General features: G+C 52.3%; 18 protein-coding genes and 16 pseudogenes. 21 read left to right on the top strand and 13 right to left on the bottom strand.

Annotated features, from left to right (window positions below; genetic code table 11):
* Positions 1-10: 10 nt before the first annotated feature.
* Positions 11-331, bottom strand: coding sequence for a hypothetical protein (locus EL22_RS18255; protein ID WP_050052215.1), 321 nt, complete (start codon positions 329-331; stop codon positions 11-13).
* On the opposite strand from EL22_RS18255, the gene EL22_RS19025 reads away from it, so the two are divergent.
* On the top strand, positions 233-607 hold the full coding sequence (locus EL22_RS19025; RefSeq protein ID WP_082146842.1) for a nucleotidyltransferase domain-containing protein: 375 nt from the start codon (positions 233-235) through the stop codon (positions 605-607). The genes EL22_RS18255 and EL22_RS19025 overlap by 99 nt on opposite strands.
* A 35-nt stretch (positions 608-642) precedes the next feature.
* Positions 643-945 (top strand): annotated as a pseudogene (locus tag EL22_RS14940) (hypothetical protein); the annotation flags it as partial.
* Positions 946-1,911: 966 nt separating this feature from the next.
* On the opposite strand, the pseudogene EL22_RS19190 reads toward EL22_RS14940, so the two are convergent.
* Positions 1,912-2,682: pseudogene (locus EL22_RS19190) on the bottom strand (hypothetical protein); the annotation flags it as partial.
* Between EL22_RS19190 and EL22_RS17545 the strand changes: the two are divergent.
* A complete protein-coding gene (locus tag EL22_RS17545; protein ID WP_156184190.1) occupies positions 2,644-3,234 on the top strand; it encodes a hypothetical protein in 591 nt (196 codons plus the stop codon). The pseudogene EL22_RS19190 and the gene EL22_RS17545 sit on opposite strands and share 39 nt — an antisense overlap.
* A 585-nt stretch (positions 3,235-3,819) precedes the next feature.
* Positions 3,820-4,073 (top strand): annotated as a pseudogene (locus EL22_RS18780) (MarR family transcriptional regulator).
* Positions 4,074-4,193: 120 nt separating this feature from the next.
* Here EL22_RS18780 and EL22_RS14925 read toward each other — a convergent pair.
* Positions 4,194-4,376 carry a HalOD1 output domain-containing protein gene (locus EL22_RS14925; protein ID WP_050052212.1) on the bottom strand — a complete coding sequence of 61 codons (183 nt, stop codon included), beginning with the start codon at positions 4,374-4,376 and terminating at the stop codon, positions 4,194-4,196.
* A gap of 248 nt (positions 4,377-4,624) precedes the next feature.
* Here EL22_RS14925 and EL22_RS14920 point away from each other — a divergent pair, with 248 nt between their 5' ends.
* Both EL22_RS14920 and EL22_RS14915 read left to right on the top strand, forming a co-directional pair.
* The gene (locus tag EL22_RS14920) at positions 4,625-4,837 is read left to right on the top strand and encodes a CRISPR-associated endonuclease Cas2 (RefSeq protein WP_050052211.1); all 213 of its coding nucleotides are present in this window, start codon (positions 4,625-4,627) and stop codon (positions 4,835-4,837) included.
* Between the two features lie 461 nt (positions 4,838-5,298).
* Positions 5,299-5,484 carry an HEWD family protein gene (locus tag EL22_RS14915; RefSeq protein ID WP_050050595.1) on the top strand — a complete coding sequence of 62 codons (186 nt, stop codon included), beginning with the start codon at positions 5,299-5,301 and terminating at the stop codon, positions 5,482-5,484.
* A 534-nt stretch (positions 5,485-6,018) separates the two neighbouring features.
* Here EL22_RS14915 and EL22_RS14905 read toward each other — a convergent pair.
* A pseudogene (locus EL22_RS14905) lies at positions 6,019-6,373 on the bottom strand (phosphoserine phosphatase); the annotation flags it as partial.
* Positions 6,374-6,918: 545 nt separating this feature from the next.
* A pseudogene (locus tag EL22_RS16610) lies at positions 6,919-7,056 on the bottom strand (winged helix-turn-helix transcriptional regulator); the annotation flags it as partial.
* 126 nt (positions 7,057-7,182) lie between these two features.
* On the opposite strand from EL22_RS16610, the pseudogene EL22_RS16605 reads away from it, so the two are divergent.
* Positions 7,183-7,395, top strand: a pseudogene (locus tag EL22_RS16605) (glutamine synthetase beta-grasp domain-containing protein); the annotation flags it as partial.
* Between the two features lie 373 nt (positions 7,396-7,768).
* On the opposite strand, the pseudogene EL22_RS16600 reads toward EL22_RS16605, so the two are convergent.
* A pseudogene (locus EL22_RS16600) lies at positions 7,769-7,948 on the bottom strand (CopG family ribbon-helix-helix protein); the annotation flags it as partial.
* Positions 7,949-8,210: 262 nt separating this feature from the next.
* Here EL22_RS16600 and EL22_RS16595 point away from each other — a divergent pair.
* The 4 genes and pseudogenes from EL22_RS16595 to EL22_RS14875 all read left to right on the top strand — a co-directional run.
* Positions 8,211-8,402: pseudogene (locus EL22_RS16595) on the top strand (stress response translation initiation inhibitor YciH); the annotation flags it as partial.
* A gap of 207 nt (positions 8,403-8,609) precedes the next feature.
* Positions 8,610-9,161, top strand: a complete 552-nt coding sequence (locus EL22_RS18250; protein WP_197075949.1) for a hypothetical protein — start codon at positions 8,610-8,612, stop codon at positions 9,159-9,161.
* Between the two features lie 786 nt (positions 9,162-9,947).
* The gene (locus EL22_RS14880) at positions 9,948-10,304 is read left to right on the top strand and encodes a hypothetical protein (protein WP_050052206.1); all 357 of its coding nucleotides are present in this window, start codon (positions 9,948-9,950) and stop codon (positions 10,302-10,304) included.
* Positions 10,305-11,190: 886 nt separating this feature from the next.
* Positions 11,191-11,583 (top strand): ACT domain-containing protein, encoded by a 393-nt coding sequence (locus EL22_RS14875; protein WP_231587999.1) that lies wholly within the window; start codon positions 11,191-11,193, stop codon positions 11,581-11,583.
* A gap of 838 nt (positions 11,584-12,421) precedes the next feature.
* Here the strand turns inward: EL22_RS14875 and EL22_RS19455 are convergent.
* The 4 genes and pseudogenes from EL22_RS19455 to EL22_RS18245 all read right to left on the bottom strand — a co-directional run.
* A pseudogene (locus EL22_RS19455) lies at positions 12,422-12,892 on the bottom strand (TATA-box-binding protein); the annotation flags it as partial.
* 698 nt (positions 12,893-13,590) lie between these two features.
* On the bottom strand, positions 13,591-13,806 hold the full coding sequence (locus EL22_RS14865) for a hypothetical protein (protein ID WP_050050387.1): 216 nt from the start codon (positions 13,804-13,806) through the stop codon (positions 13,591-13,593).
* A gap of 141 nt (positions 13,807-13,947) precedes the next feature.
* Positions 13,948-14,262: pseudogene (locus EL22_RS14860) on the bottom strand (4Fe-4S binding protein); the annotation flags it as partial.
* Positions 14,259-14,369: pseudogene (locus tag EL22_RS18245) on the bottom strand (NADH-quinone oxidoreductase subunit H); the annotation flags it as partial. The pseudogenes EL22_RS18245 and EL22_RS14860, both read right to left, overlap by 4 nt.
* 97 nt (positions 14,370-14,466) lie before the next feature.
* Between EL22_RS18245 and EL22_RS18240 the strand changes: the two are divergent.
* Positions 14,467-14,877: a methyl-accepting chemotaxis protein gene (locus tag EL22_RS18240; RefSeq protein ID WP_197075947.1), complete on the top strand. Its 411-nt coding sequence runs from the start codon at positions 14,467-14,469 to the stop codon at positions 14,875-14,877.
* Positions 14,878-15,529: 652 nt separating this feature from the next.
* Here the strand turns inward: EL22_RS18240 and EL22_RS14845 are convergent.
* The gene (locus EL22_RS14845; protein ID WP_082146840.1) at positions 15,530-16,189 is read right to left on the bottom strand and encodes a carbohydrate ABC transporter permease; all 660 of its coding nucleotides are present in this window, start codon (positions 16,187-16,189) and stop codon (positions 15,530-15,532) included.
* Between the two features lie 1,132 nt (positions 16,190-17,321).
* Between EL22_RS14845 and EL22_RS14840 the strand changes: the two genes are divergently transcribed.
* Positions 17,322-17,765 carry a helix-turn-helix domain-containing protein gene (locus EL22_RS14840; protein WP_050052203.1) on the top strand — a complete coding sequence of 148 codons (444 nt, stop codon included), beginning with the start codon at positions 17,322-17,324 and terminating at the stop codon, positions 17,763-17,765.
* Between the two features lie 485 nt (positions 17,766-18,250).
* Positions 18,251-18,556, top strand: a pseudogene (locus tag EL22_RS16585) (aminotransferase class IV); the annotation flags it as partial.
* An 84-nt stretch (positions 18,557-18,640) separates the two neighbouring features.
* Here the strand turns inward: EL22_RS16585 and EL22_RS14825 are convergent.
* Together EL22_RS14825 and EL22_RS18235 are read right to left on the bottom strand one after the other, a co-directional pair.
* Positions 18,641-18,841 (bottom strand): hypothetical protein, encoded by a 201-nt coding sequence (locus tag EL22_RS14825; protein WP_156184188.1) that lies wholly within the window; start codon positions 18,839-18,841, stop codon positions 18,641-18,643.
* 300 nt (positions 18,842-19,141) lie between these two features.
* Complete coding sequence (locus EL22_RS18235) at positions 19,142-19,285, bottom strand: hypothetical protein (protein WP_197075884.1); 144 nt, start codon at positions 19,283-19,285, stop codon at positions 19,142-19,144.
* A 97-nt stretch (positions 19,286-19,382) separates the two neighbouring features.
* Between EL22_RS18235 and EL22_RS14820 the strand changes: the two are divergent.
* From EL22_RS14820 to EL22_RS14800, 7 genes and pseudogenes are all read left to right on the top strand, one after another.
* Positions 19,383-19,964: pseudogene (locus EL22_RS14820) on the top strand (APC family permease); the annotation flags it as partial.
* Positions 19,965-20,253: 289 nt separating this feature from the next.
* Positions 20,254-20,415, top strand: a pseudogene (locus EL22_RS14815) (diaminopimelate decarboxylase); the annotation flags it as partial.
* Between the two features lie 52 nt (positions 20,416-20,467).
* Positions 20,468-20,611, top strand: a pseudogene (locus EL22_RS19020) (histidine kinase dimerization/phospho-acceptor domain-containing protein); the annotation flags it as partial.
* The gene (locus tag EL22_RS14810; RefSeq protein WP_255349680.1) at positions 20,603-21,019 is read left to right on the top strand and encodes a HAMP domain-containing sensor histidine kinase; all 417 of its coding nucleotides are present in this window, start codon (positions 20,603-20,605) and stop codon (positions 21,017-21,019) included. The pseudogene EL22_RS19020 and the gene EL22_RS14810, both read left to right, overlap by 9 nt.
* A 203-nt stretch (positions 21,020-21,222) precedes the next feature.
* Positions 21,223-21,714, top strand: a complete 492-nt coding sequence (locus EL22_RS16580) for a TAXI family TRAP transporter solute-binding subunit (RefSeq protein WP_197075946.1) — start codon at positions 21,223-21,225, stop codon at positions 21,712-21,714.
* A gap of 130 nt (positions 21,715-21,844) precedes the next feature.
* Positions 21,845-22,360 (top strand): annotated as a pseudogene (locus EL22_RS14805) (ABC transporter ATP-binding protein); the annotation flags it as partial.
* A gap of 844 nt (positions 22,361-23,204) precedes the next feature.
* Positions 23,205-23,828 (top strand): GAF domain-containing protein, encoded by a 624-nt coding sequence (locus EL22_RS14800; RefSeq protein WP_050052195.1) that lies wholly within the window; start codon positions 23,205-23,207, stop codon positions 23,826-23,828.
* Positions 23,829-24,093: the final 265 nt, after the last annotated feature.

Raw genomic sequence — 24,093 nt, 5'->3', positions numbered from 1 at the left:
CCAGTTTGAATCAGCTATCTATCTCACAAAGGGCATTTTGAATACGGTCGTCTTCTGCTTCTTGCTCAGTATACCACCCACGTTTTCCTTCATCCTGGTCAATGTTAGAGAGAGTTTGTCGGGTGACGTGAGGGGTGTTTTCGGCAGCTTGGCGGTAGCTCATCCCGTTCTCAATCAATTCTAACGCTTCAACAAGGCTGACATTCTTCACGTACTCGCTGAGAATCCAGATATGACCTTCTCGAACAGGGAACTTCACCGACTGACGGAACGAGGAATGTCGAACGTAAATGCCGCTGTCCTCTCTCTCGAATCCCTCGGTATCGTTCACGTTGATCGCGACGGGAGGTCAAATGCGGTACGGATTAACCCGGAGAGATTCGTTCGCAGTGATGATCCGGTTACTACAATTCCCCAATCCGAGTTCCATGACCCAGTGCGAGCTGTTCGGAACCGGCTTCTCGATCGTATCGGTGATCGTGCAGCAGTCATGTTGTTTGGAAGTGTCGCTCGCGGTGACGCGGATCGGACAAGTGATATCGACATATTCGTCGTCTCCCAATACCCATCGGCGAGTGAACACGTTTCAGTCGGTTTCGGAGAGTAACTTTTAAAAGGCGGAAAGACAAGTTAACAAATGCCATGATAGACCGACTTGAGAAGGAAGTCGATATGCTGGAACGACATCTGCAGGTCCTGAAGATGGTTATCGAAAACGAACCGATCGGGATCGTCAAGATGTCGAACGAAACCGGATATCCACATCACAAAGTTCGCTACTCGCTTCGAGTCCTCGAGGAGGAAAACCTCATCGAGCCCTCGAGCCAGGGCGCGATCAAGACCGAGCGGACGGTCGAGTTCGTCGACGAACTCGACGGCAAGATGGACGAAATCGTCGACAAGCTCGAAGGCATGAAGATCGAAGACGCGACCGAAATCGAAGGCGGGATCACCGTCGACGACGGAAGCGACCAGTGGATGGACGAAGTCTATCGAATGATCTGAACGCATTCCGGTGCGGTTTGGCCGGTAGATCGTTCGATCGTCGATTTTCGAGTCGTGTTCGATAGCTCCGGACGACGGACCGCAGCAGTCTCTCAGTATTCAGTTTGTGACCGAGTTGCACGGTTGTACCGACGAAAAATCGATCACTGGGGCGAACTCTGTCCGGCATTACCGAATACATTCGTGATCGCCCATCTCGGGCTCTCAGAACCGAGGATATCCACAGATACTCGCGTGCTACTCGAACACAGAGGAATAGTTTACGATCGTACTTCTGTAAGAGATTGGCCGAAAGTGGACGGAATCTCTCGTCTGTGTCCGGTTACGCCGGACGAAAATCACACTGCGATCGACGCGTCGGGAAGCGTATCTCGAAGTGTTCAAAGAAAAGTGTCTCAAAACTCACGCTGCTGGAGACGGAAGCTGCTGTAATTCATGACGAGGAATCTCCTTGCTTGGGTATTCAGTCCAATTAGCCCAGTCAGCACGTTCAACCTGTTCTCTCGTCGCCAGACCCACGAACTCAATATAATCCCTTTCATGGATAATCGCCATAAGGTAGCGGTCTGCGTGTAGTTCTCCATCACGCATTCGTACAGGAAGGTCTGCATCATCAGAGAACATCCCTTTTGCGAATAATCGAACCGTATCCCGTGCTTTGATTTCTATGCGGTGTTGTTGGAACTCATTTTCTATTGTATAGTCATACTCATAGCCCTCATATTCAGACCAGTCATAGTACTCCTCATAGATAGGGAACAACTCTCTTTCAGCAGCTATTTCAACCATCTTCCCTCGCCATGCATCAATCGCTGCTACATTATTATCACGCTCGCCACGAAAGTCTGGACTATCCATACGGCCTTTTGCTTCAGTTTCTAATTCGTCCGTGATAGGCACCTTAACCCGCATATCTTGCTTGGCTTTGGTCGACGTTTTGCGGGTGACCTGTTTGGCATCAGCTTTGGCTTTATCGCGCATTCTGCCCGTGTCAGATTTCCTGAGGTTGTTATACTGGCGCGCATGGGATTTCGTCGAGTTCGCAGATTCGCCGAGTTTGTACGCTTTCGAGTTCCCGCCCCCGAGTTTCGTCTGCCCGTCTTTGGTCATTGGACCGAACTTCCCGTTGGCGTAGCCCCGGTGGACGTTTCGAGCGCCGCGCACGGTCTTTCCAGACGCGGCTTTTGCCTTGCGAGCACCGGCGGCGGCCGATGCCGGGTTTGCAGCGGTGACGCTGTTCTGTGCGATCGTTCGGACGGCAGGGCTACTCCAGTAGACGGTCATCACCATCGCGAGAACCGCTGCAGGGATCAGCGTCAACCCAATAAATAGTGCGAACAGCTCATTTTGGCCAAGTGTCTGAATCCCACCAACTTCCCACCCAATTCGGAAGAGCAACGCCGCCGGAATCCCAGCAAGGATGAGACCAGGATAAATCCCCGCTGCTCGACGAGCCATGTTTGCTGCTGGAGTGAATGGCCAGACTTCAAGTGCCCAAAGGACTCCTAGAAGCGGCATAGTGACCGTTAGCACGAATATGCCGATCCAGCGGAGCGCAACAACGAGTCCAGCAACGACTAAGAAGAAATTTGAGATGACAACCATCGCGAGGATTACAAATGTCCCTCCAAGAGTTGCTTGAATAAGTTCACCAAGACCCGCAGACATATCTTCGATACTGAAGAAGGAGATAGTTCGGTCACCGAAATTCGGTTAGATGCCGATGATTCTAGAGAATTCGGAGATAGCCGAGACAGCCAAGACATAGAAATCGAAGCGGCTGATGTCACGATAAGTGCGATCGGGGCGCCAACCACAGTCGCGGGAGATGACTTGCAAATTGGGGCCGAATTCGAGCGCATAGGTGACGTTCCCGTAGAAGACATGACCGTGGAGTTCATCGTCGGAAACGAAACTATCGAAACTGATGATCTCAATGTTGATCCCGGTGACACACAAGAGGGTGAGGTCACCTACAAAACGAGTTCCAGTGACGTTCCGGAACTCGATGTGTCGGTTGTAATTCCCGAAATAAACGAATCGGCGGACACCCAAGCAACTATCATCTCACAGGCCGACCACGAGGAGAACATGAACGTCAAGATTGATAGCGAGGATGGCGTTGAAATCGGGAACTTCAGCGAGGAACTCGAGGTGACTGGTGAGTTCGAATATAACGGCGACGAAACGACGTTGTCTGACTTTCTGAACGGTGAGACGGACAGATAATTACCATTCCCCAAACTACACTTTTCCAATCAGAGTCAAGCTTCATCCAATTCCATGTAAGTTCTTCATATATTCGGGACAAAATATATCTGGCGCTAAATGGCTCACCTAGCATAATTCATCATTCGATGTTCCCCACTATAAGTTTTGCTAGGTAGTTCTGATGTGGCTCCAGTGCGTGAGCATTGGCCATAGTAGATCATCATACGACGTTGATCTACTTAGCCCACAGCACGCTTGACGTTTGTACTTCTTAGGTGGCAGTTCGCGAGTTGTGCTGGGTCATAACCGACAAAAGCAGATATCAATATAGTTAACTGAAGAGGAACTAAGTCCACAGTAAGAGAGAATGACACTGAGAGAGGGAATCCAGTATCTCACGAAGCAATGCTAGCTAATTCTACCGACGATTTCGACGACTAGTTCGGTTGATTGTTCGTCTCTACTTGCCGATGATCGTTCCATTGAGTCGATCTAGACTTAGAATTTGCGATGGTTAAAGGTTTGAAGTTAATTGCGGAAGCGATAAGATTCTATGGCTGACGGAGCGCATCGTGGATAGTGTCGACGCAAGCAGCAGTGAGTATGCGCTTTGATGCTGACTGGATGTCACGCGCCGATGATCGGATTCTCGAACATCTCGCTGTAATGGCCCTGATACGCCCAAAGAGATGGCTGACAGCGACCGTGTGCGCTTCTCCCGGCAACACATCAACACCCGGTGTAAGAAACTCGTCGGATATGGACTTCTTGTTCACCTTGGAAACGGTGTCTACGATATTACCCGGGAGGGAGAACACTATTTCGCTGGCGAACTCGATGCTCGAGACCTCGAGTAATGGGATAGTAGCATATACCCATAACCTATGAGAATATAATATGGAGCTGCGGAACCTGCGGAAATAGTGGTGTGTCCTCCGGAACCTCCGGAAACGGTGGTGTGTCCCCAATTAGCAGAATCAGAATCGGGCACCAGTCTGTATGAGAAAGACGATTCTGCTCTGCTTCCGCTCATCATACAGCGGGGCGTCGAGTTCCGTTGGATCGACCCCTTCCATTCGAGCGACTTTTCGAACCACTTTGACACTGAGCGGCTCCGAGTCGGACCGCGTCTCGAGTGTGTCGGTAAGTGTTGTTTCCATTGCTACGGTTTCAGGGCTCGATTCGTCATAAAGACTCGGGAATACTCGAGCACGAAACGTTCGCAAACAAGGCGAATACACCCGATTCCGGATTTCAGCCGCGATCGATCGAAACGATCCGTTTGCCGAACGGTCTAAAACGAAATTATCTTTCGTGTTTAATACTCTCCCTCGGTTGATGGCTCGAGAAAGACCGACGCCGGCGAGTCGCGTTCGCTCCGCAGCAGTATCTCGTCGGTGATCTCGTGATGCTGAAGTTCCTCCGCCGGTATCTCACACACGTGCAAAACTCCGTGCTCGAAGGGGACGTGACCAAAGGCGACCTCCAAAAGATCCGATCCGGCGTCGACGAACTGCTCAAACACGGAGAATCAACGATCATATATACCGTCTCCTCCGAAAAGATGGTCGAAAGAACTGTTTTCGGCGACGATCCCGCCGCTGACGATCAGTTCCTCTGACCGCCCCAGTTGTTCCATCGACCTCCGGGGGTTCAGAGGTTATCGCAGGTCGACGGAAACGATGAAGTGTGAATAGCCTATAGAGCTGTGTACGTGGTCTAATCGGCCATGGTTTCAGACGGACCCTTGTGGGGTCGAAGCCGATCTTACCAAAATGCACTTGGCAGCTTTAAATTCTAGTTTCAGACGGACCCTTGTGGGGTCGAAGCTGTTGGCATTGTGTTAGGTTTCGTTGATGGGGAAGGTTTACTGACCGCTCGAATCGGAGTGGGATTGACGATCGATCCGGTTCGGCGACTCGGACGGCGCTCGAAACCTGTTCGGTTTCTTCGAATTTACGATATTCCAATAGTGGCTCTGTCTCGATGGTACTCGCTGAATTCTTCACGATTTTTCGCCGATACATGCAGCGTTTGCCGAACACAGTCACGGTTATATGTGTCCAGTTCGCATACCCGCCAATGAGCGTCGAACTTCGAACTCCGACCGCCCGCGTCTGTGAACGGTGTGGTCGCGGTGAACGGTGGGACGAAACGCTTGAAGCCTGGCAGCTTGCAACCGAAAACGGCGAAAAACAAGTCGGAAACCCGCACTGTCTCCACGAGTGGGATATTAACGGCGCGTTCAATCCGATTCAAGGAAACTAACCCGTCACAAGCACCGGGAGAGCGAGCGCGTAGCCGGACACTCTCTATATCAACGAAAGAACGTCATTTGGGGAATTCTCCTCATAGCGACGGCTGGGATAGTAATGCAGCCAGGGATAGAGAGCGCTCTACAGGGCGAACCCACCGGAAACTGGATTGAAGATGTCGTCCTTGGCATGTTACTATTGACGTTCTATTTCGGAACGAGACTCGCTAACTGGATGGATCAATCGTCAACGGATGTCTTTGGTTTGTCTGATTGGACTATGCTGTTTTTGTCGGCAGTCTGGATTGCAGCCTGCGCGTTACTCCTCTCTCAGGGGTTTTCTTCCATTGGTATTCTCGGATTCTTGCTCTTCGGAAGCGTTGGCGTCATCGGTATGCTCTATAAATTATATTCGATCCGTATTTCGGGATCTACAACAGAAATTTAGCTAGTGTGAACCCAATCATGTTCGCCTTGCTATTCGACGATCGATTCCACATCGCTCGAGTCCGTCTGTTCTGCTCCGTCGTCGCTACTGTCGATCAGCGACCGCTCTTCGAGCTCTTCGAGGTCCTTTCCCTCGTCGAGTTCCATGTCCGATTTGAGCTTCTCGACGCGGTCGAAGAGCTTGTTCGCTTCTGCATTGAGCTCGTTGCGGCTCTCCTTGTGCTCTTGAACCTGCTCGTTGAGCTCGTCGCGTTTTTCGCGGTGTTCCTGTGCCTCGTCGACCTTCTCGCGTGTCTTCGCGTTTAAGTCGTCGCGGCTGGATGCCCGCTCGGAGGCCATCTGGTTGAGATCGTTTCGCCGATCTCGGAGCTGGCCGGCCATCTTGATGAGCTGGCCTTTCGATTTGTTTTCGAGGTCGTCTTCTGTGAGTTCGATGTTTTTGGATTCGTCTACCATGTGTTTCTAAACCCTCTGTGCCATTCCCGCATCGGCGACAGCGTTCGCTCAGGACCTGCGAAATCTCGGTGAATAAGATTTCCTGTCATCGTTCGTCGAGCGATACGACTCCTCGAACATTATTGCGGCCTTTACGTTGAGATTCCTGTTCCCACCGATTGAATAGGAGCGATAGTTGTTCCACCTCACGTTGGACTTTTGGGAGAACTTGATCGCTCCAGGTCCAGCGGCCACCAGGCTGTTCGCGAACGCGACAGTGGTATGCCTCAATTCGTTCGAGATCTTGGTATATTATCTCGAGTATTTCGCGGAGTTCCTCCGGCGATGCGATCTCGGTCTTCAAACGCGATTTTGCCTCCGAGGGGTCTCTGACCTCATCCAAATCTGTTCTATTAGGTTTGTCAAAAGCTGTCGTTGACACCCGATACGCGTCGACCAGTTTTCTCTCGGGCTCCCAGAGGAAGCCAGGACTTCGTTTACTCATACTTAAAGGGCATATCTGGATTAGGTTGTGTATTTACACAGTATGGGGGTATAAAAGCGTCCTGTTCTTCGAGATCCGAGAGGTGATTCGAGACGGTCGTTACGGAGACGTCGAGCTCCTCGGCGAGACTCCGAAGACTCGCCCGGCCGTCGCCGAGCAACGCATTCACCAACTTTGCATCGAGATTTTCGTACGTCATCACATCGACCCACGCGCCCATCACATTAGAACTTTACGAATATCCAGTTTCCTCGGAGCAGGAGAAGATTTGCTCGATACAGTAGGGTTTTAGTAGTAGGGATCCTCGGATAGCACGACGAGAAAGATGACAAGCGGAAACATCACATCTACGGAACAGGAGGTACTAGAGGAGATCGAAGAGAAGGATGTCGACTTCCTTCGACTCCAGTTTACCGACATTCTCGGAACGGTCAAGAACGTCTCCGTTCCGGCCCGACAGGCCGAGAAGGCGTTCACCGACGGCATTTACTTCGACGGTTCTTCGATCGAAGGCTTCGTTCGAATTCAGGAATCTGACGACGCTGATGCTACCGGCTTTGACGCCGGTCGAATCGCGTATTTCACTCTGCGTGAACGCTTTATCGGGGTTCGTCGCAAGAAAGTGCATAACCCGTTCAGCGTTCGTCTCGCCACCAGCAGTGAGGCGATCCTCGCCGGAGGATTCGAACGTCTCGATGTCGATCGGCATATGTATGGGTTGTCTTCGAGTGTATTAGATGTATCGTCGGTATCCTTTTGGTTCTTGGATAATTCGATCGGCCGATCGGCGACGATACCGCTGGCGCTGGAGACGATTCTTCGAAAGCCGAGACAGTCACACAATATTCTTATCAGGCGAGGCCGTAGGCCCGTGCATGGCAGACAAGCCGACCTCCGGAGAGATTCTCGGGAACAACTGTTACGACACCCATCAATTCACGATCTTCGAGTTTCTGGTCGTCAAATTCGTTAAGTAGATCCCGACTTGCTTCTCGGAGTACCTCACTGCGACCAGTATAATCGTGGTCGTCTGCGAACTGGTCGATGCGTTCAAGTAGTTCCTCAGGCATTGAGACGCTAACAACGCTCATGTAGTAAGTTAAGTGGGAAAAATATTAAAGATTGCTATTCATCCTCCAGATGGTCGGTCACAATTCATTCAATATTATATTGGACAACAACTGGGTCCGGTTCTTGACTGCCTGCATCGGTCGGTAAGAGCCGTAACTATATCCCGCGCATCCTGCAGAAACGTCCTTATTATATTAAAAATGCATATTGGCACACCATTCTTTATTTCTTTTACTAACTTATTGGACTGAAGGCACACATCAAAACCATCCTCCGAGGTTCAGATACGGTAAGGAGGTAACGATCATCCAGGGATTCGATCCGAAAGACGTCGACCTCGACAGTCTGTCGTCGGATCTCAAATCGAAATTCGCCTGTGGCGGCACAGTCGAAGACAGCCAGATTGAACTACAAGGGAATCACTCGGGCCGAATCGAGGATTTCCTTCGAGATCGCGGCTTCAACGTCGCATAGGATGATCTGAGACGACCCCCGAAACACGACAAACCCGTATCGCTTCGTTACCGTCCGATTTTCTCCGCAGAACCGTGTCGCGACAGCGACGGGACTGGCATAACTAATTCCCGATGTCACCGCCAACGCCAATCAAACGGCCGTCGAAGCGAATCAAAACGGAGATTCGGTGCCGGCAGTCGCCAGTACAATGGCGAACCTATTGAAGTGAGAGATTCGGAAGAGCATATTGTGTATTCAGATGGCGAGTCACCCGATTTAATCACCGAAGATTCATCGACGCCGATCGAAATCAATCCAAATACTGGAACGCTTCAGACCAGAGCAGCGGAGGCAACTGAAGGGATCCCCATCGTTGACGCTCAAAATGGTGAGGAGATCACCTACCGAAATTTCGGTGAACCCGTTCTCGAGTCGGAAATAACCAACATCAATGACCCTGCTGAAGGAGAAAACCTGATCGTCAACGCGACGATCAGTAACGATGGTTTTCAGTACTTCACTGGAACACCCACACTTTCGTGGTACGATGGAGATTCCGGCGAGTGGAGTGACGTTGGTGAAAATTACGTTGTTATCGATCCTGACGAAGAAGAAGAGATCTCCTTCGAAATCGGAACTGAAGAAGGAGATAGTTCGGTCACCGAAATTCGGTTAGACTTGAACCGGGTGAACCACTTGTCTCGCTCGTCTTCCGGAATCGACTCGAAGCCTTCGTCGGCGAACTCGAGGATGTGTTCGCGGACTTCGTCGCCGTAGCAGTCTTTTTTGTGCTCCTCTTTTTTATGAACCATCGTCGATCACCACGGCACTGTCTGACCGTTCGTCCTCTAAATTAGCAGATTTCAATTGGATCATTGCTCAATGTACGATTCATAGCCATGGTAGTGAACAATATAATGCTAACTGTTTACAAACAACCAAATATGGGCGCATTCTCGTACGACTACCCGATGTACAATGACATATTGTGTGTATTAGGACGATGATCGAAATTATCGGCCGCGGCAGTCCCTATCTTTTCATCGCTTTCGCGGTGAAGCACAACAGACCGTCTCGATGGATTCTCATAATATGTAAAATACCATTTTATTTATATGATTCCTCGCGGACCCATCGGCTGACAGTGAGAAATGGACCGAGTGGTGGAAGTCGCTATACCAGCACTATGATGTGCGTTTTCTCGAGGATTTGACTCCTATCGAAGCGTTAATTGTGAGACGGGCGGATTCGATCTCCCCCGTCCGAATTTGGCTGTGAGTTATGGGAAATCTTATTATTTGGATCATGACGCCCGATAGGGCCTGGTTCATAGCGCAACCGTGGTTGCTATAGTGCTGATTGCCTCGCAGATCAATCATCGAGTGAACACTTAGCAGCATTTTTCGAATATAACAATATTGTGTGTGCTATCTAGGAATAGAAGAACTTGAGGCCGCGACTAGGTGTGCATATTCGATCTGGTGAGAGAGAACGGTATCGAGTAATAAACGTACGGAACTACTATACGGACATTTCGGATTGATTAACAATAGAGATAGACCAATGTTAGAGTTGCTCTCGGACTTTCGGAACATAATCTTCCCCGTGTTCTTCGTCGGGTTCCTCCTCGGTACGCTCGTCCTGCTCGCGCTTTCGGATCGAGAAATACTGCCGAATCGAGAACTTGCGAGGAAGGCCTGGGTTGGAGGATTTATTCTCGTCCTCGTCGCGGTAACCGTGCTCGGATCGACGCTCATACCGATCGTCGAAATGCACAAATTCTCACACCCCAGCGAGGAACAAAACACCGCCTACGAGTTCGTCGTCGTCGATGAAGACGAAAACGAACTGTTCTACGACTACCGTGCGACGCCACCGACGACCGACAGCCGCTCCTCGACGGTCGCTCGGTGCGATTAGCGTCGCCGGTCCGACGCATCGAATGCAGGGAGAGCGGTTTCGGGAGGAACTGCCCGATCAGGCACTCGGCGTCGCGAATATTATCGAACTGAACATTCAACACTCCTGATCGTCCCACATCGTAGAACGCATGGTGTCTGCTGAGAGACACTGTCCCTATTGGAACGGACAGACGGCCGAATAGTTTACATGCATATGAATGTATAGATCGACCGAACCGCCATTGGGTTTCGAACTGATGGCCGACGGATTCTCGAGACGAGCCAAAGAGAGCACACGAACGACCAGTTTTTGTATTGTGGATAGATTACAATATCACAACATTCAAATTATATGGATTATCACCAATATCGACCATCAAGCACATATTCTTCCCATTAATAGCCATACTACTAAAATATTAAAATATATAATAGTATTAAGTGGATTATTACAGTATTTGGTGAAGCAACTCTGCTCGTGCCTCAAATTTTGAGTTTTAAGCGTCTAATCGGCGGGAAAACGTACCATCTCCATCTTAGACGGATTATAGAATTGTATTTTGATAACAATATCACCGGAGGCGGTAGTGCTATCGTCGAGAGCGAGAGTGAACACTTCGGAGAACTGGTATCCCGTCAGCTCCTCTCGAAACGTAGAATAGACTAAGTACGACCGACAGGACGCGAGTCGGGATTACTCGTAATATTCCTTCCGGTCGACGACCTCCGCGAACGCAACCGTCTCCATAGATAATCGATTTTAACCGAGTTTTCAGACAGACAAACTTTTCTTAAATCTCAGAGGGAGCAAGTTCTATTTGATCCGAAAGACCGGTCGAAGCTAGCAACAAAGGGTCGACCGATGGTGGCACACTCTTATCACTCGCCGAGCAATTATCGTCTGTATGGATCCGACCGAATTTCTTCAGGGAAGTACAGTCAGGATATCGGAGGAAACATATGCAGTCTGCCGGACCGATCATAGCCATCCTGCTGCGTTTGCAACCGTTGAGGACGAAACTGAGACGACAGTGGTCGTCGAACACGATGATGTTGGCAGTGTCGATGCCAGTGCGGTCGAGTCCGGGTGGAAACGCCTGACGTTCGAGATGGATCTGCCATTCGAACTCGTTGGATTCCTGGCGACGGTTGCGACAGCGCTTGCTGAGGCAGATGTCTCGGTGTTTGTCCTCTCGTCGTACACGACTGACCACGTGACGGTCAAGCCATTCTTTGATATCTTTCCTTTGATGTTCTTGTTCTTGGTCAGCGGTACTTTTTCGGATATATGTTGCTAAGTTTTCCAGAGTTTTAGACATATTTTCCATTTCTAGTTTACATCTACTACCCTATATAAGTAACCCCACTCTGTTTACAGGGTGTAAACAGATGACCATCAAATTACAACATTCAATAAAACCATAGTTATTCTCCGGGCCACTCATCATCAGACCAGTACTTCTCTCGGTTCCGTTCCTCTTGGACCTGTTTCAGTTTGCGTAATAGGAGGTCTGGGTTGTCGAGGGCTAGTTCTGCTATCGCTGTGTGGATATCTGTCTGACTTGCATCTAAAAATTCGTCGTCAGTGATTTCCAACTGCTTGATTCTTCGACGGAAATCGTCTCTGTCGTGAAGATAGATTGTTGTTACGTCAGTGATCAGTTCAACGATCTCTCCGATCTCGTCTATTTCATCCGCGAGTGACGCGATTTCCTCAATTGTCTCCGCGGATTTCGATTCGATCATATGCATCTCCTCCATCGCGTCCGAAGCGGCTTCTCGGCTTTCACGACCGAGTTGGGTGGAACTCCGAGACTTGTCCGCGACTTCGTCCGCAGAGGCCGCGATCTCTTCAACCGTTCCGGAAAGGCTCTGCATCTCGTTTGCGACCTCGCGTAAATTACCCGACTGTGACTCGGCGTCTGCAGAGATTTCTTCGATGGATTCGCTCACCTGCTGGCTCGCGTTCTCTGTCTCTTGCGTTCCGGTCGTGACTTGCTTGCTCGAAGCGGCAACGTCGTCGGCGAATGATTGAATTCGAGTGAACGCCCCCTCGATATCGTCCATCATCCCGTTAAAGGCATCTGCAATATCAGTCATCGCAGAGTTTTGACTGTCAGGATCCAAGCGCTGAGTCAAGTCACCCTCAGCCGCACGAAGCGCCACGACATCCGGATCGTCGAGTCGGTAGACGAGTCCAGGGAACTGTTCGGGTTCGTACTCGATGTTCTCGAGGCCGAGACCGATCGCGATCGCGTTCAGGTTGAGATTTCGCCCGAGGTCGGCCGAGGTAACGATGTTCTGGACGACGATTTCCGGATCCTCGTTCACCTGAATCTGGAGTTCACGAAGTTTATCGAAGACGATGCGAAGGCTTTCGTGGACGTCGTCGGTGCTTTTCGCGCCGGTACAGACGATCTTGCCCGAGCGAAAGATCAACGCGGCGGACTTGGGGTTTTGCGTTCGGTAGACGAGACCGGGAAACTGCTCGGGGTCGTAGTCGGCCCCCTCGAGGTCCATCGCGACGCTCTGGAGGTCGAGTTCCTGTCCGATGCCGGTCGACGCCACCACGTTTTCGATATTGATGGTGTCCTTCGGATCCGTCATAAGTCGCTTAAAAAGACGTATTTAAGGTTTATAAAGGTTGGTGCCCGCACCCCGTCTCTCCGGTTTGTGCGACGACTGTCACCTTCCTTTATATCGGGTCGCGTGGCGTCTCGAGGGTGCACTCTTCCGATTCGCCGCTTTTTCGCCCTGAGTAATAGTTGCAGCAAATAATATAACTGGTGGTATTCTCACGGTCGACGCCGTCACGGTGGTTTGATCGCGTCGTATTTCGCCGGGCCGGCGACTCCCCCGGATAAATGCGTTTGAGATCGACTCCTCGAATTGCATAATATTCACACGACCCTTGTCCGGGTATTCAGGAACAAGTACGACCCGTCGAGGTGGCGCGAGATCGCTTTCCGAAGATACTCCTCGAAAACCCGTAGTAATTCACCTTCTTTCGATTTTTACTGGCACCGAGCCGTTCTCGAGATTGTCTCGTTACTGATTCTGGCGATCGGAGTATTGGGTGGAATTCACAGTCGACGATTTGCTGGGTCAGCGAATCGTCACTACCGTTTTGCTGTCCCCCGGTTTCGTTTAGACGACGAACGCGGACACGACGACGAACGCGAACGATCGGAACGCATCGTCAGAATCGAACGAGCGAAACGAAAAACGGTGAACGCCAGAAGATCACCGAGCGAGACGAACCGATTCCAACCCCGAGAGAGACGAGTCGAACTCGGCGCGAGTTTTTACGCGTACTTCGGTCGCTCTCTGGTGAGTTCGACGTCGCCTGTGACGCTCGCTTCGTCGTGGTCCTCGTCGTAAATGTACTGTCCCGTCGATTCACAGAGCGTACATTCGTAGTGTTCGGTGATTTCGTTGATCATCTCGCCGTCTTCGAAGTACACCCGACTCTGCGTGATCTGGAGAAACTGGGCGGTCTCGCAGTTCGTACAGGTGATCATACCGACCTCTCGGCCGGGATAGGTTGTAGTTATCCGGCTTGTAACCGAAAGTAGGCGGTTTCTATGAGCGGATTAACAGGGCCGAATCTCGAGCGGCTATTTCCCACGCAGCGAACGATCGTGCAGCTCGTCACAACGGTCGTACTCGAAGTTCTGGGTGAGCAAAATCGCGTCGACGGGACAGACCTCCTCGCAGAGTCGACAGTAGATACACTGGCCGATGTGGAGGTTGTACTGTTCGCCGTTTCGCTTGTCGTCCATCACGATCTGAATCGTATCGTTTGGACAGACGTTCTCACACTGGCGACACCAGATACAGCGTTCCTGACTGAACTTGTGGACGCCGCGAAACCGCGGCGAGACATCCGGCGCAGTTTCGGGATACTCCACGGTGAACGTAGAGCCATCCAGCGCGTGTTTCATCGTCGTTGCCATCGATTTGAGTATCCCAATCATGCTATCAGCCCCACGATAATCGCGGTGAGCAACAGGTTCGCGAACGAAAGGACCAGCAGGCCCTTCCAGCCGATTTCGATCAACTGGTCGATCCGGACCCGCGGCACGCCGATCGAAACCGACGACCGCGTCGGTATCCGAGCGACAGTCGCGCAAAATCGCTACGCCGTCCTCGAGGACCTCGTCGAGCGGGATCGGTTCGCGGTGGTCGCGAACGAGGTGAAGTCGCTGGCCGAAAACTCCAAAACGGAAGCGAAGAACATCGAACGCACGGTCACGCAGATCCAAGAGGACACCGAACACACCGCGACGAGTCTCGAGACGGCGATCGAGGAACTGGACGAGAGCGTCCAGATGGTCCAGGAGACGGTCGACAACCTCTCGCGTATCGAGGATCTGGTCAGCGACACTTCCGAGGGAATCAATCAGGTCGCGGAGGCGACCGACGATCAAGCGGCGAGCATCGAGGAAGTCGCAAGTATGACAGAAGAGGCGAAACGTCAGACTGAGGAAGTGTCTGATAAGTCCGAAGAAATCGCCGACGTCGCGGACGAGCAGTTCGACCTCATGGACGACCTCGAGACGGAAGCAAAACGACTGACTGAGGATCAGTAACGCGAATCTGTTTGTGTTGAATCGCTCCGTTCAGAGCCGTCAGTCCCGCCTCCAGAAACCCCGTCTGCCCGGAATAACAAGTGGATTTATATACTCAAAAGAGAATTGAAAAATCGTTATTATGACCGGTGATGGGAGCGAGTACAAGATCTCTGATGCGGATCGTCGAAGCGTTAGCGGGTCGCAGTTGACCGACGAACTCGGCATCGACGCGACGCGGATCGAGTGGCGAAAGGAATTCACGCGGTTCGACCGGGAGGACGTGCGTCGTCTCGAGTCGAGTCAGACTAGCTCCCTTTACAATGTAATATGCATTTGGATATCGCCGCCCAATAGGAAACTATGTGTGATATTGTATTCCAAAACCTCCTTTTGATACTAGTTTCGCTCGCGCAACGGATGGTGGTTCGATCAGATTTTTACGGTCCAGAGAGGAAGGACATAGTAATTTATATTATGCACAATATTATATAATGAGATATATTACAATCGTATACGAGATTAGCCATTATGGATAATATCTAGGCATATATCAGGATACCAATCCAATATACACCATATTTACTATTTATTATTGTACATAGGAGAGCTTTGGGAGCAGAAAGGTGATGTTTTCAATTAAATCAACCGAAAACGATTTCCGAACAGCGATCTAAATATTCCGGACGTTCCTATATTGTTCAATAAGAACAATATGGGACCAGATCAGTCTGAACTGCTGCCACTTCGAGGCGCCGGCGACTTTCGCCACGTCGTAGAGGCTCTGGTTGACGCTCGCCAGCCCCGCCAGAATAATGAGCGCAATGAACGGAACCTTCCGCCAGATATCGATGAGTATCACGATTATCGTCGAGTCACGGGGGCTCGTCAGCGGATTCGCAGAGAACAGCCCCATCGTGTGGAAGATATCGACGAACGGGCTCAGTCTCGGCTGGAACAACAGATAAAACATCATCCCCTGGATCACGATCGGGATCGACCACGGGAGGATGACTATCATCCGAGCGAACGTCCGACCGCGGAACTCCTTGTTGAGGATGAGCGCCATCCCGAGCCCGAGGAGCGTCCCAATCGAGACGCTGATAAGCGTGATAAGCAGCGTCACTACCAGCGCGCTCGAGAACGGATCGCTCAGGCTGATGAACGGATCACTGAGAACGGTATCCATTTCGCCGGAGAGTATCTGGACGTAGCCGTCGATTCCCCGGAACTCACCGATGGGATGCGAACCGTAGAGATCGTCGCTCTGGAGCGACAGCCAGAACGTCCGAATCAACGGGTAAAAGGCCAGCGCCGAGAGGATAAGCATCATCGGGCCGATGAGCAGATGGCTCGAATTTAAAAGCCTTCCGAGACGATTATCGATTCAGTAACTTTCTCCCCTCGAGCATCAGTATTCGATCGTAATGGCTGGCTAGATTTCGCTTTGGACATCAAATCCCCGTCGGAAACTATCGATTGCTTCCCCTGTCGAATTCACCGTACTGGTACGATCGAACGAAGTGGAGCGCCGCCGACAAAATAACTTATGCCATATACGTTTGAGAAGTGATGGTATGATCGACGCTCGATGGTTTCGCCCGACGCCGGGAGCAGTACGCCATCAGTGTGTAGAAAAAACCGATCCGAACGCCGCTGAACGTCGCTGAACTGACAGACACTCTCTCATTACATTTAATACGCTTCGCGGAAAATGAACCGGTATGGGAGAAATACTTGCTAGAAATCTTATAGATAAATCTATCGTCGGCACCGACGGTACGGACTTCGGAACCCTCGCGAACGTAACCATGGGACTCGACACCGAGCGATCTCACACATCGCGCCGAAACCGGAGACCACCAGACACTCGAAGCGGCATTCCTCGAGCTAACGAGTGAGGAACCCAACACAGAGCAAGCAGCAAATGACTGAACCGAATTGGCTGCATCATGGCGTTCAGTTGGGGATTGTCGGAACCCGCCGAACGATTCGTGGACTTCGGCGGAATCGGTACCGGTTCTATTTGCTTGGAATTTCCGCCGTCGGAATGGCGATCTGGTTTGGCGGGATGGGAATCCTCTATGCGCTCCTCTTGCGATCACTCTCAGGTCCGCTCTCTGTCCCCGGTTCAGTTCGGGTGGGTGTGAGTGCGCTGTGGATATTCGCTGTCTGGTTTCTCGCGCAGCGGGCGCTCTTACACTGGCGAACCCCGAGAGCGAAATCGTTCGTCCTGACGACCGTCTCAATCCGAACGGCCACCGTCGGGATGTTGCTCACTGAGTTTCTATCCGCCTGTCTGGTTCTCGCTCCGCTGACAGTCTTACTCGTTGGTATCGTCGGATACGGGTTTCTCTCGCCCGGAAGCTTGCTGTTGGTTCCGCTCGCCGTCGGGCTGTTCACAGCAAGCGCGGTTGTTACGGGTTACGTCGCTGGCTTCACCTTCGAGATTCTATTTCGTTTCGGTGTTCGCCGAGGACTACGCCGCGCTCGAGGAGACGATGGACGCAGACGGGACGGTTGGGGCGTCCGATCGCATCGCCACGTTCGAAAACCGAGTAATCTATCGCGTTACGGCCGACACGAGCCGTGATATCGTACCCGACACGTGTATCAAGCGCGGCATCTACGTCTTCTCGATCGTCAGCGGCGATCCCGGCTGGATCGTTCGAGTTCACCTCCCAGAACGGTCCGCGCTGTCCGACTTTCAGGAGTACTGCCGAGAGCACAACGTCTCTTTCTGGATCAAACAGCTCTACGAATCGACGGCCTCGACCGGGGAGTCTTACATTCTCACCGAACAGCAACGCGAAATCCTCTCGATCGCGTACTTCTCCGGCTACTATAACATTCCCAGATCCGTTTCGCAAGACTACCTTGCCGAGCGACTCGGGATTTCGAACTCGTAGCGTCTGGAGGTGGTAGTTGAATCGGCTCGTATCGTCGACACCGACTCGATCGCAGAGGGTCGAAAAGGAGAGCCAACCGGCCGACCAGGCCGCTTCGTAGTGGTCGGCGAGTTCGAACAGAATCTCGAGTCGCGTTTCGTCACCGAGGGCCGCGTACGCGTCGTCCGGAACGGTCCGAGTCATGTCGGCCATGCGTCTGCGATCGGTCGCGATTCGGATAGCTATTCCGGATATGACAGACGACAGACTTAAAATCCGTTCAGAGAATACATATTTACGAACGGTTCGACATGTCGTCTATGGTCGAAACGACAAGTCAGACTGACACGCTCGAGTCGCCAGTCGGGCAGATGTCTCGAGGCCGTGCGTTGGTAATTGTCGCGCTTCTCGGTATCGCCGCGGTTCTCTCGAATACAGCGTTTAGTCTCCTCACTGTCCCGTTCCAGCCGGGATCGGAGTGGGTAACGTTCGTTCTCAGCCTGCTGCTCTACACGCCGGGTCTGTCCGAATCGATTCTCGACGGCATCACGCGCGATACAGTCATCACGCTCGCTGAAGACCTCGGTTACACCGTCCACGACACCGTCTCGATCTCACGCGGTGAACTCAACACGGCGGACGAACTGTTCTTTACTGGCTCTGCTGCGGAAGTGACCCCCATTCGGAAAGTCGACAACGTCGTCATCGGCGACGGCACTCGCGGTCCGGTGACCGAAGAGCTTCAGTCGAAGTTCTTCGAAGTCGTCGAGCGCCGAACCGACGAGTACGACGAGTGGTTCGATTACGTGTAGGTACGCGTGTCGATACGGGTTCTGGAATATGCCGTACAAAACCGTCGTTTCTCGAGATTCGCCCGTTTCGAGTCTCGACGCGAATCAGTCGCTCTGATCCGGCGTCCCGTCGCCGTCGGTGGTCTCAGATCGAGCGTCACCGCTGGTGGAGTTTTGCTCTTCACTGCTTTCGGTCTGTTTGCTCACCGTCTCTTTGACCTCCGAGGTCTGTTTCTTGACGCTCTCTTTGACGTCTGCGGTCTGCTTGCTCACGGTCTCTTTGACCTCCGAGGTCTGTTCGCTCATCGATCGCTTCACCTCGGCGGTTTGCTCGTTGACCGACTCTTTCACCTCGGAGACGCTGTTGTGGCTATACGACGGCGCTCCCGTGGCTCGAGAGGTCCTTCTCAGCCTTAAAGAGCGACTCGTCCGAGACGCTCGAGAGTTTAGCTGATCGTGGGTTCGAAATTCGATAGCAGCGATCGACGACCATTCGAAACGGTTACTGGTGAACTCCTTTTTCCCTCGATTCCACTCAAGGAGTCTCAATCGGGTCTGAGTTTCGAAGACGAGTCCACCCGTTGGATCGGACTCAACGCACGCTCGTTAGTGGCCGAGCACGCGAAGGATAATTCCGATGATGATCCCCGAAAGGCCGACAAGCGGTCCGATGCCGGGGATTGGGATTGGAATCAGTCCGATCCCAAAGACGATAGCGAGAACGATTACGACGGTCGAAATCTTGACCATGTTACAGATTTCTCGATTTCTCCCGTAGCTATTGGGCTTGCTTGTGCACCCTCCCTTTCAGTTCAGTCTTCGTGATAATCAAGATACGTGTACGGAATTTTACGTCAACCGGGCGCTCGGCCCGCTGTTCGGGTCGATCGCTGGCTGGGCGAACTGGATTGGACTCGCATTCGCCTCCGCGTTCTACATGTTCGGACTCGGCGAGTACGTCAATGACTTCCTCGGAATGAGCGCGGTCGGCGTCGGCCCGATAACTCTCATGCCCGCGCAGGTAATCGGACTCGTGGGTGCGCTGGTGTTCATCGGTATCAACTACGCTGGCGCGAAAGAGACCGGAACGCTCCAGATCATCATCGTCTCGGTGCTTCTGGCGATCCTGGGAGCGTTCTCTGCCGTCGCGATCTTTAACGCCGACATCGACTCGCTGAAACCGATTGCACCGGCGGGAACGACCGGCGAAGTGTTGCCCGTTACCGGGGTTATCTTCGTCTCCTATCTTGGCTTCGTTCAGATCACGTCTGTTGCCGAAGAGATCAAAAACCCCGGAAAGAACCTTCCTCGAGCCGTTATCGGCTCCGTCCTCATCGTGACGACGATCTACGCCGTGTTTCTCACCTTGCTTCTCGCGTCGGTTCCCACGGATCTCGTGACTAATAACGAGACGGCCGTCGTCGACGCGATCGACATACGGGAACCAACGAGCCGGATCATCAAGAGTGTATCCGAAATATTATTGATATGGGCTGTACGCTTGTATTCTTGTATCCTTGTACTCTTGTATCTGACACATTCACCTTATTGGCAAGCGGAGACAGGCGGGCTGACGATGAACCAACACGGAGTGGATCGGATCTGCCTGCGACACCGAACCTGAGGGAGTAGACGGTATCGATTCAGGTGGTCCACCCGCTTCTCGGCGAGCGGACGAACCCAAACGCTTGAATCCTCCCGGTCACTTCCAGTTGATAATGAGTGATTTCGCGGACTCGCCGGCCGTTCGCCGGCTCGTAGACTGGAATCTCGAGCGACTCGAGTCGCTCGCCGCCGAGTACGACACGCCGCTTTACGTGATGGATCTCGATCGCGTGAAGGAGAACTACGGCCGGTTTTCGGCCGCGTTTCCCGAAAGCACGCGAGCAAACGCTCAAGCGGGAACGTGACAAGTTCGACGAGTTCGCCAGCGTCGTCTCCCACGACCTTCGAAACCCGTTGCAGTTGGCCAACGGATACCTCGAACTCGCTCGAACGGAACGCGACAGCGAGCACCTCCAGGCAGTTGCGGAGGCACACGACCGAATGGAGCGGCTCATCGACGACGTGTTGTGGCTTACACGGCGAGGACGGGACATCGGTGAAACCGAACTCGTCTCCTTTTGGGACACCGTCGAAGATGCCTGGGCTATCGCTGACGGTGATACCACAACGGGAGGCGAACTAATCTGCGTCGATGATGGCGACTCGCTGGCCGTGGAGGCAGATGGTGACCGATTCCGGCAACTACTCGAGAATCTGTTTGGGAACGCGATCGAACACGGGGGGTCGGACGTCACCGTCTGGGTCGAACCGATAGAATCGGGCTTCGCAGTCGAGGACGATGGCCCCGGAATCCCACCTGCAGACTTCGACCGGATTTTCGAGGCCGGGTACTCTTCAGAACAATCTCTTACAGAAGAGAGAAAATTATTGTCTCATATCTTTTTCTCTTGGCATTCGCACTTTATTTCTACATTTTAAGCATATAGAAATAATTGTCATGGGCCATGATATGTGTCAAAGTTACTATATTTACCCAATGGTTTTTATACTACTCCCGATACTATGGTACCATGGCGCAAGTTAGTACACGCCGAGATGCCTTGAAGACGATGACAGTGGCAGGAACAGCACTTGCAGCCGGCTGTCTCGGTGGCGGGGGCGGAGATCAGACCGAGATTCGAATGGTAACTGCCGCCGAAGAAACGACAATCTACCAGATGTCGCAGGCCCTTGCCACAGTCGTCAATGAACAAGTCGACGGCCTTCGTATTGATGCCCGACCGGCTGACGGTGCTCAGCAGGGGATGTTTCAGCTGAACGCTGGCAATGCGGATATCGCGTACACTCACACATCAATGGCGATGCAGATGGTGAACGGAGAAGGGGAATTCGAAGAGAATCCCCTTGATGTCGATATCGCCGGGTTGTTTCATGCTCATAGCGTACAAAGCGGTTTAGTGGCACCACGTGATTCGGGGATCGAAACGGTAAACGACCTAGCAGGTCAGCAGGTCGCTCCTAATCCCCCTGGATCCGCTATTCGAAGTCCCATGCTCCGTCACATTGGACACGCGATAGATGTACTCCTGGGACGACGCCGTCGATCCGCGACTGCTGGCTCATGGAAGGCGAGTAACGGCAGGCGAACAAGTTCAACTTCCTGCGAACCGTGACTTTGCTCGGAGGAGTGGTCATGTTGCTCGAGGCGACGACTCGAGACGAGTAGAATTATCTGTTTTCCTCGCGTTGGTCTGGTCCACTATAGGCGATGGATTTACCGAACACGTTCACAATTACTTACTAATGATAGAGGCGACTGGCTTGACGAAACACTACGGACAGACGGTCGCTATCGAGTCACTCGACCTCAGCGTCCCAGACGGAGTCGTCTACGGGTTTCTCGGACCGAACGGGGCCGGAAAAACGACGACAATGCGAATACTGACGACACTCGCCCAACCGACAAGTGGCACTGCCACTATCAATGGAACACCGATTGCCAACCGAACGGCGGTAACGCGTCAGATCGGTTATCTCCCGGAAGTACCGCCACTCTACTCTGAACTCACCGCGTTCGAGCAACTTGACCTCGCGGCTGGCTTACGGGATCTTTCAGCATCCCCGGCGTCCGAGCGAATCACATCGTTACTCGACCGTCTCGATCTCCGCGAGGACGCTCAGACCAAAATCGCGGACTTCTCGAGAGGCATGCGACAGAAGATGGGGTTCATTCAGGCCATCCTCCACGACCCTGCTGTCCTGTTCTTGGACGAACCGACGGCCGGACTCGATCCACGWSAGATCCGAGCCATCGCCGAGGAGTTCTGACCGTCGGCCCGGTCGATTCCACGACCCGCAAGCGTCTTTATTGCTGTCAATCGATGCCCCGTGTCGACCAACCCCATCGTTTCGGAGTGAGTCGCCGGTCGAAACCGGTTCACGTCGCACTGACGCGAAGAGACGGCGGCCACGAATTTTTTCGCGGATAAATTTAAAAGTAGATTCCCAGTAGTTCGATCTGAGAGCATCGATTAAGACGGAGATTCGACAGGGATCTAGTTCGAATCGATGCGTTCCGTTCAGATGGACACTCCGCTGTATACAGCACGTATCGACTAACAGCGAGTCAGCATAAATATGGGGAGACAGCGGCATCGAATTCGAACCATCCTGTTTTTTATTTGTTCGTTTATGGCCAGTATATATGTAAGAAATGAGGCTAATAGGCTTCATTCATATTGTTATCACAATATAGTGCAGAATAAGTTGTTGTTTCTCGAGCGTAACTAAAGAGAGGATTTGAGGTAGAACATGTTGTGTAAATAGTTCTAATGGCATTTGAGTGCCGAGAGACTGAGAGACAACGGTGATCTCGTGAAGTTTGCCACCGCGGTACAGATCATCGAAGGCTGCTGTGTCAGTTCCAGAGCAAAGCGACGTTTCCGTTGTCGCCATATTCACACCGGCGCAATTCTACGATCCATCGCTCCTCCGGTATTGTCGTGGATAGCACCAAGGAATATTCCCTGGTACTAACTACCGTGAATCGTGGGACCATCTCGAGTCCCGACTCGAGACGGACCGGCCGACGTCGTTCGAATTCTACTATCCGGCTCCCCTCGAGCGCTGGTTCGAGATCAACGCCCACCCCTCCGAGACGGGGTTGTCGGTCTACTTCCAGGATATCTCAGAGCAGAAGGCGATCGAACGAGAACGCGAGCACAACACCGAAACGCTGCATCGGCTGTACGCCATCGCGTCGGACCAACGCCGGTCGTTCGACGAGAAGGTCGATCGGATGCTCGAGATCGGGCGCGAACGGCTCGGCCTCGAGGTCGGTTACCTTGCCAAGACCGATCTGGAGTCGGATCGCTTCGAGGTGACACACGCCAGCGGCGAGAGCAAGACTATCTATCCGGGATCGGTCGCGCCGCTGTCGGAGACGTACTGTCAGCGGGTGCTCGAGACCGATGGCCTGTTCGGATTTGCCGACATTTCGACGGTCGACGCGACGGACGCGATTGACGATCAGGTCTACGATCGGTGGGAGTTAGACTGCTATCTCGGCGGCGAAGTGATCGTCGACGACGAACGATACGGAACGCTCTGTTTCGAAGATACGTCGCCGCGGTCCGCGCCGTTTACGCAGACCGAAGAGACGTTCGTCGAGCTCATCACCCAGTGGGTGAGCTACGAACTCGGCCGCCAGCGCCGTGAAAAGCACCTCCAGCGATACGTTCGGTACATCGACGCCGTACTCGATACGATCGACGACGTGTTTACATAATTCTCGTAACGATCGTTGTAATTATCTCATTAGTGATTATATCTGCGATAGTATTTGGGATAGTAGATTGGATAGGTTCTCCAATATGCGATGCAATCGGAAATGATGCTAATAGCCTCCCCCAGTGTTAGCGCTGTTTTTGACACAATCACTCATTCTCAGACATCATTGGTCTATTCCCTTGGGGTTGTACGCCGGCAAATCCGGTTTCCCGAATATACACACGAGATCGAGAACACCATGTGCATAATTGGAACCCACTATA

Source organism: Halostagnicola sp. A56, from assembly GCF_000691505.1.
Classification (GTDB): Archaea; Halobacteriota; Halobacteria; order Halobacteriales; family Natrialbaceae; genus Halostagnicola.
Note: the sequence above shows the minus strand (reverse complement) of the source record. Positions and strands in the feature narration are given on the sequence as shown.

Coding starts and splice junctions, on each gene's coding strand:
- EL22_RS19025 (WP_082146842.1), top strand. CDS start 233: ATGACCTTCTCGAACAGGGAACTTCACCGACTGACGGAACGAGGAATG.
- EL22_RS14925 (WP_050052212.1), bottom strand. CDS start 4,376: ATGGAAACAACACTTACCGACACACTCGAGACGCGGTCCGACTCGGAG.
- EL22_RS14920 (WP_050052211.1), top strand. CDS start 4,625: ATGCTGAAGTTCCTCCGCCGGTATCTCACACACGTGCAAAACTCCGTG.
- EL22_RS14915 (WP_050050595.1), top strand. CDS start 5,299: ATGAGCGTCGAACTTCGAACTCCGACCGCCCGCGTCTGTGAACGGTGT.
- EL22_RS14880 (WP_050052206.1), top strand. CDS start 9,948: ATGTTAGAGTTGCTCTCGGACTTTCGGAACATAATCTTCCCCGTGTTC.
- EL22_RS14875 (WP_231587999.1), top strand. CDS start 11,191: ATGGATCCGACCGAATTTCTTCAGGGAAGTACAGTCAGGATATCGGAG.
- EL22_RS14865 (WP_050050387.1), bottom strand. CDS start 13,806: ATGATCACCTGTACGAACTGCGAGACCGCCCAGTTTCTCCAGATCACG.
- EL22_RS14845 (WP_082146840.1), bottom strand. CDS start 16,189: ATGATGCTTATCCTCTCGGCGCTGGCCTTTTACCCGTTGATTCGGACG.
- EL22_RS14825 (WP_156184188.1), bottom strand. CDS start 18,841: ATGAGCGAACAGACCTCGGAGGTCAAAGAGACCGTGAGCAAGCAGACC.
- EL22_RS18235 (WP_197075884.1), bottom strand. CDS start 19,285: ATGGTCAAGATTTCGACCGTCGTAATCGTTCTCGCTATCGTCTTTGGG.
- EL22_RS16580 (WP_197075946.1), top strand. CDS start 21,223: ATGGTAACTGCCGCCGAAGAAACGACAATCTACCAGATGTCGCAGGCC.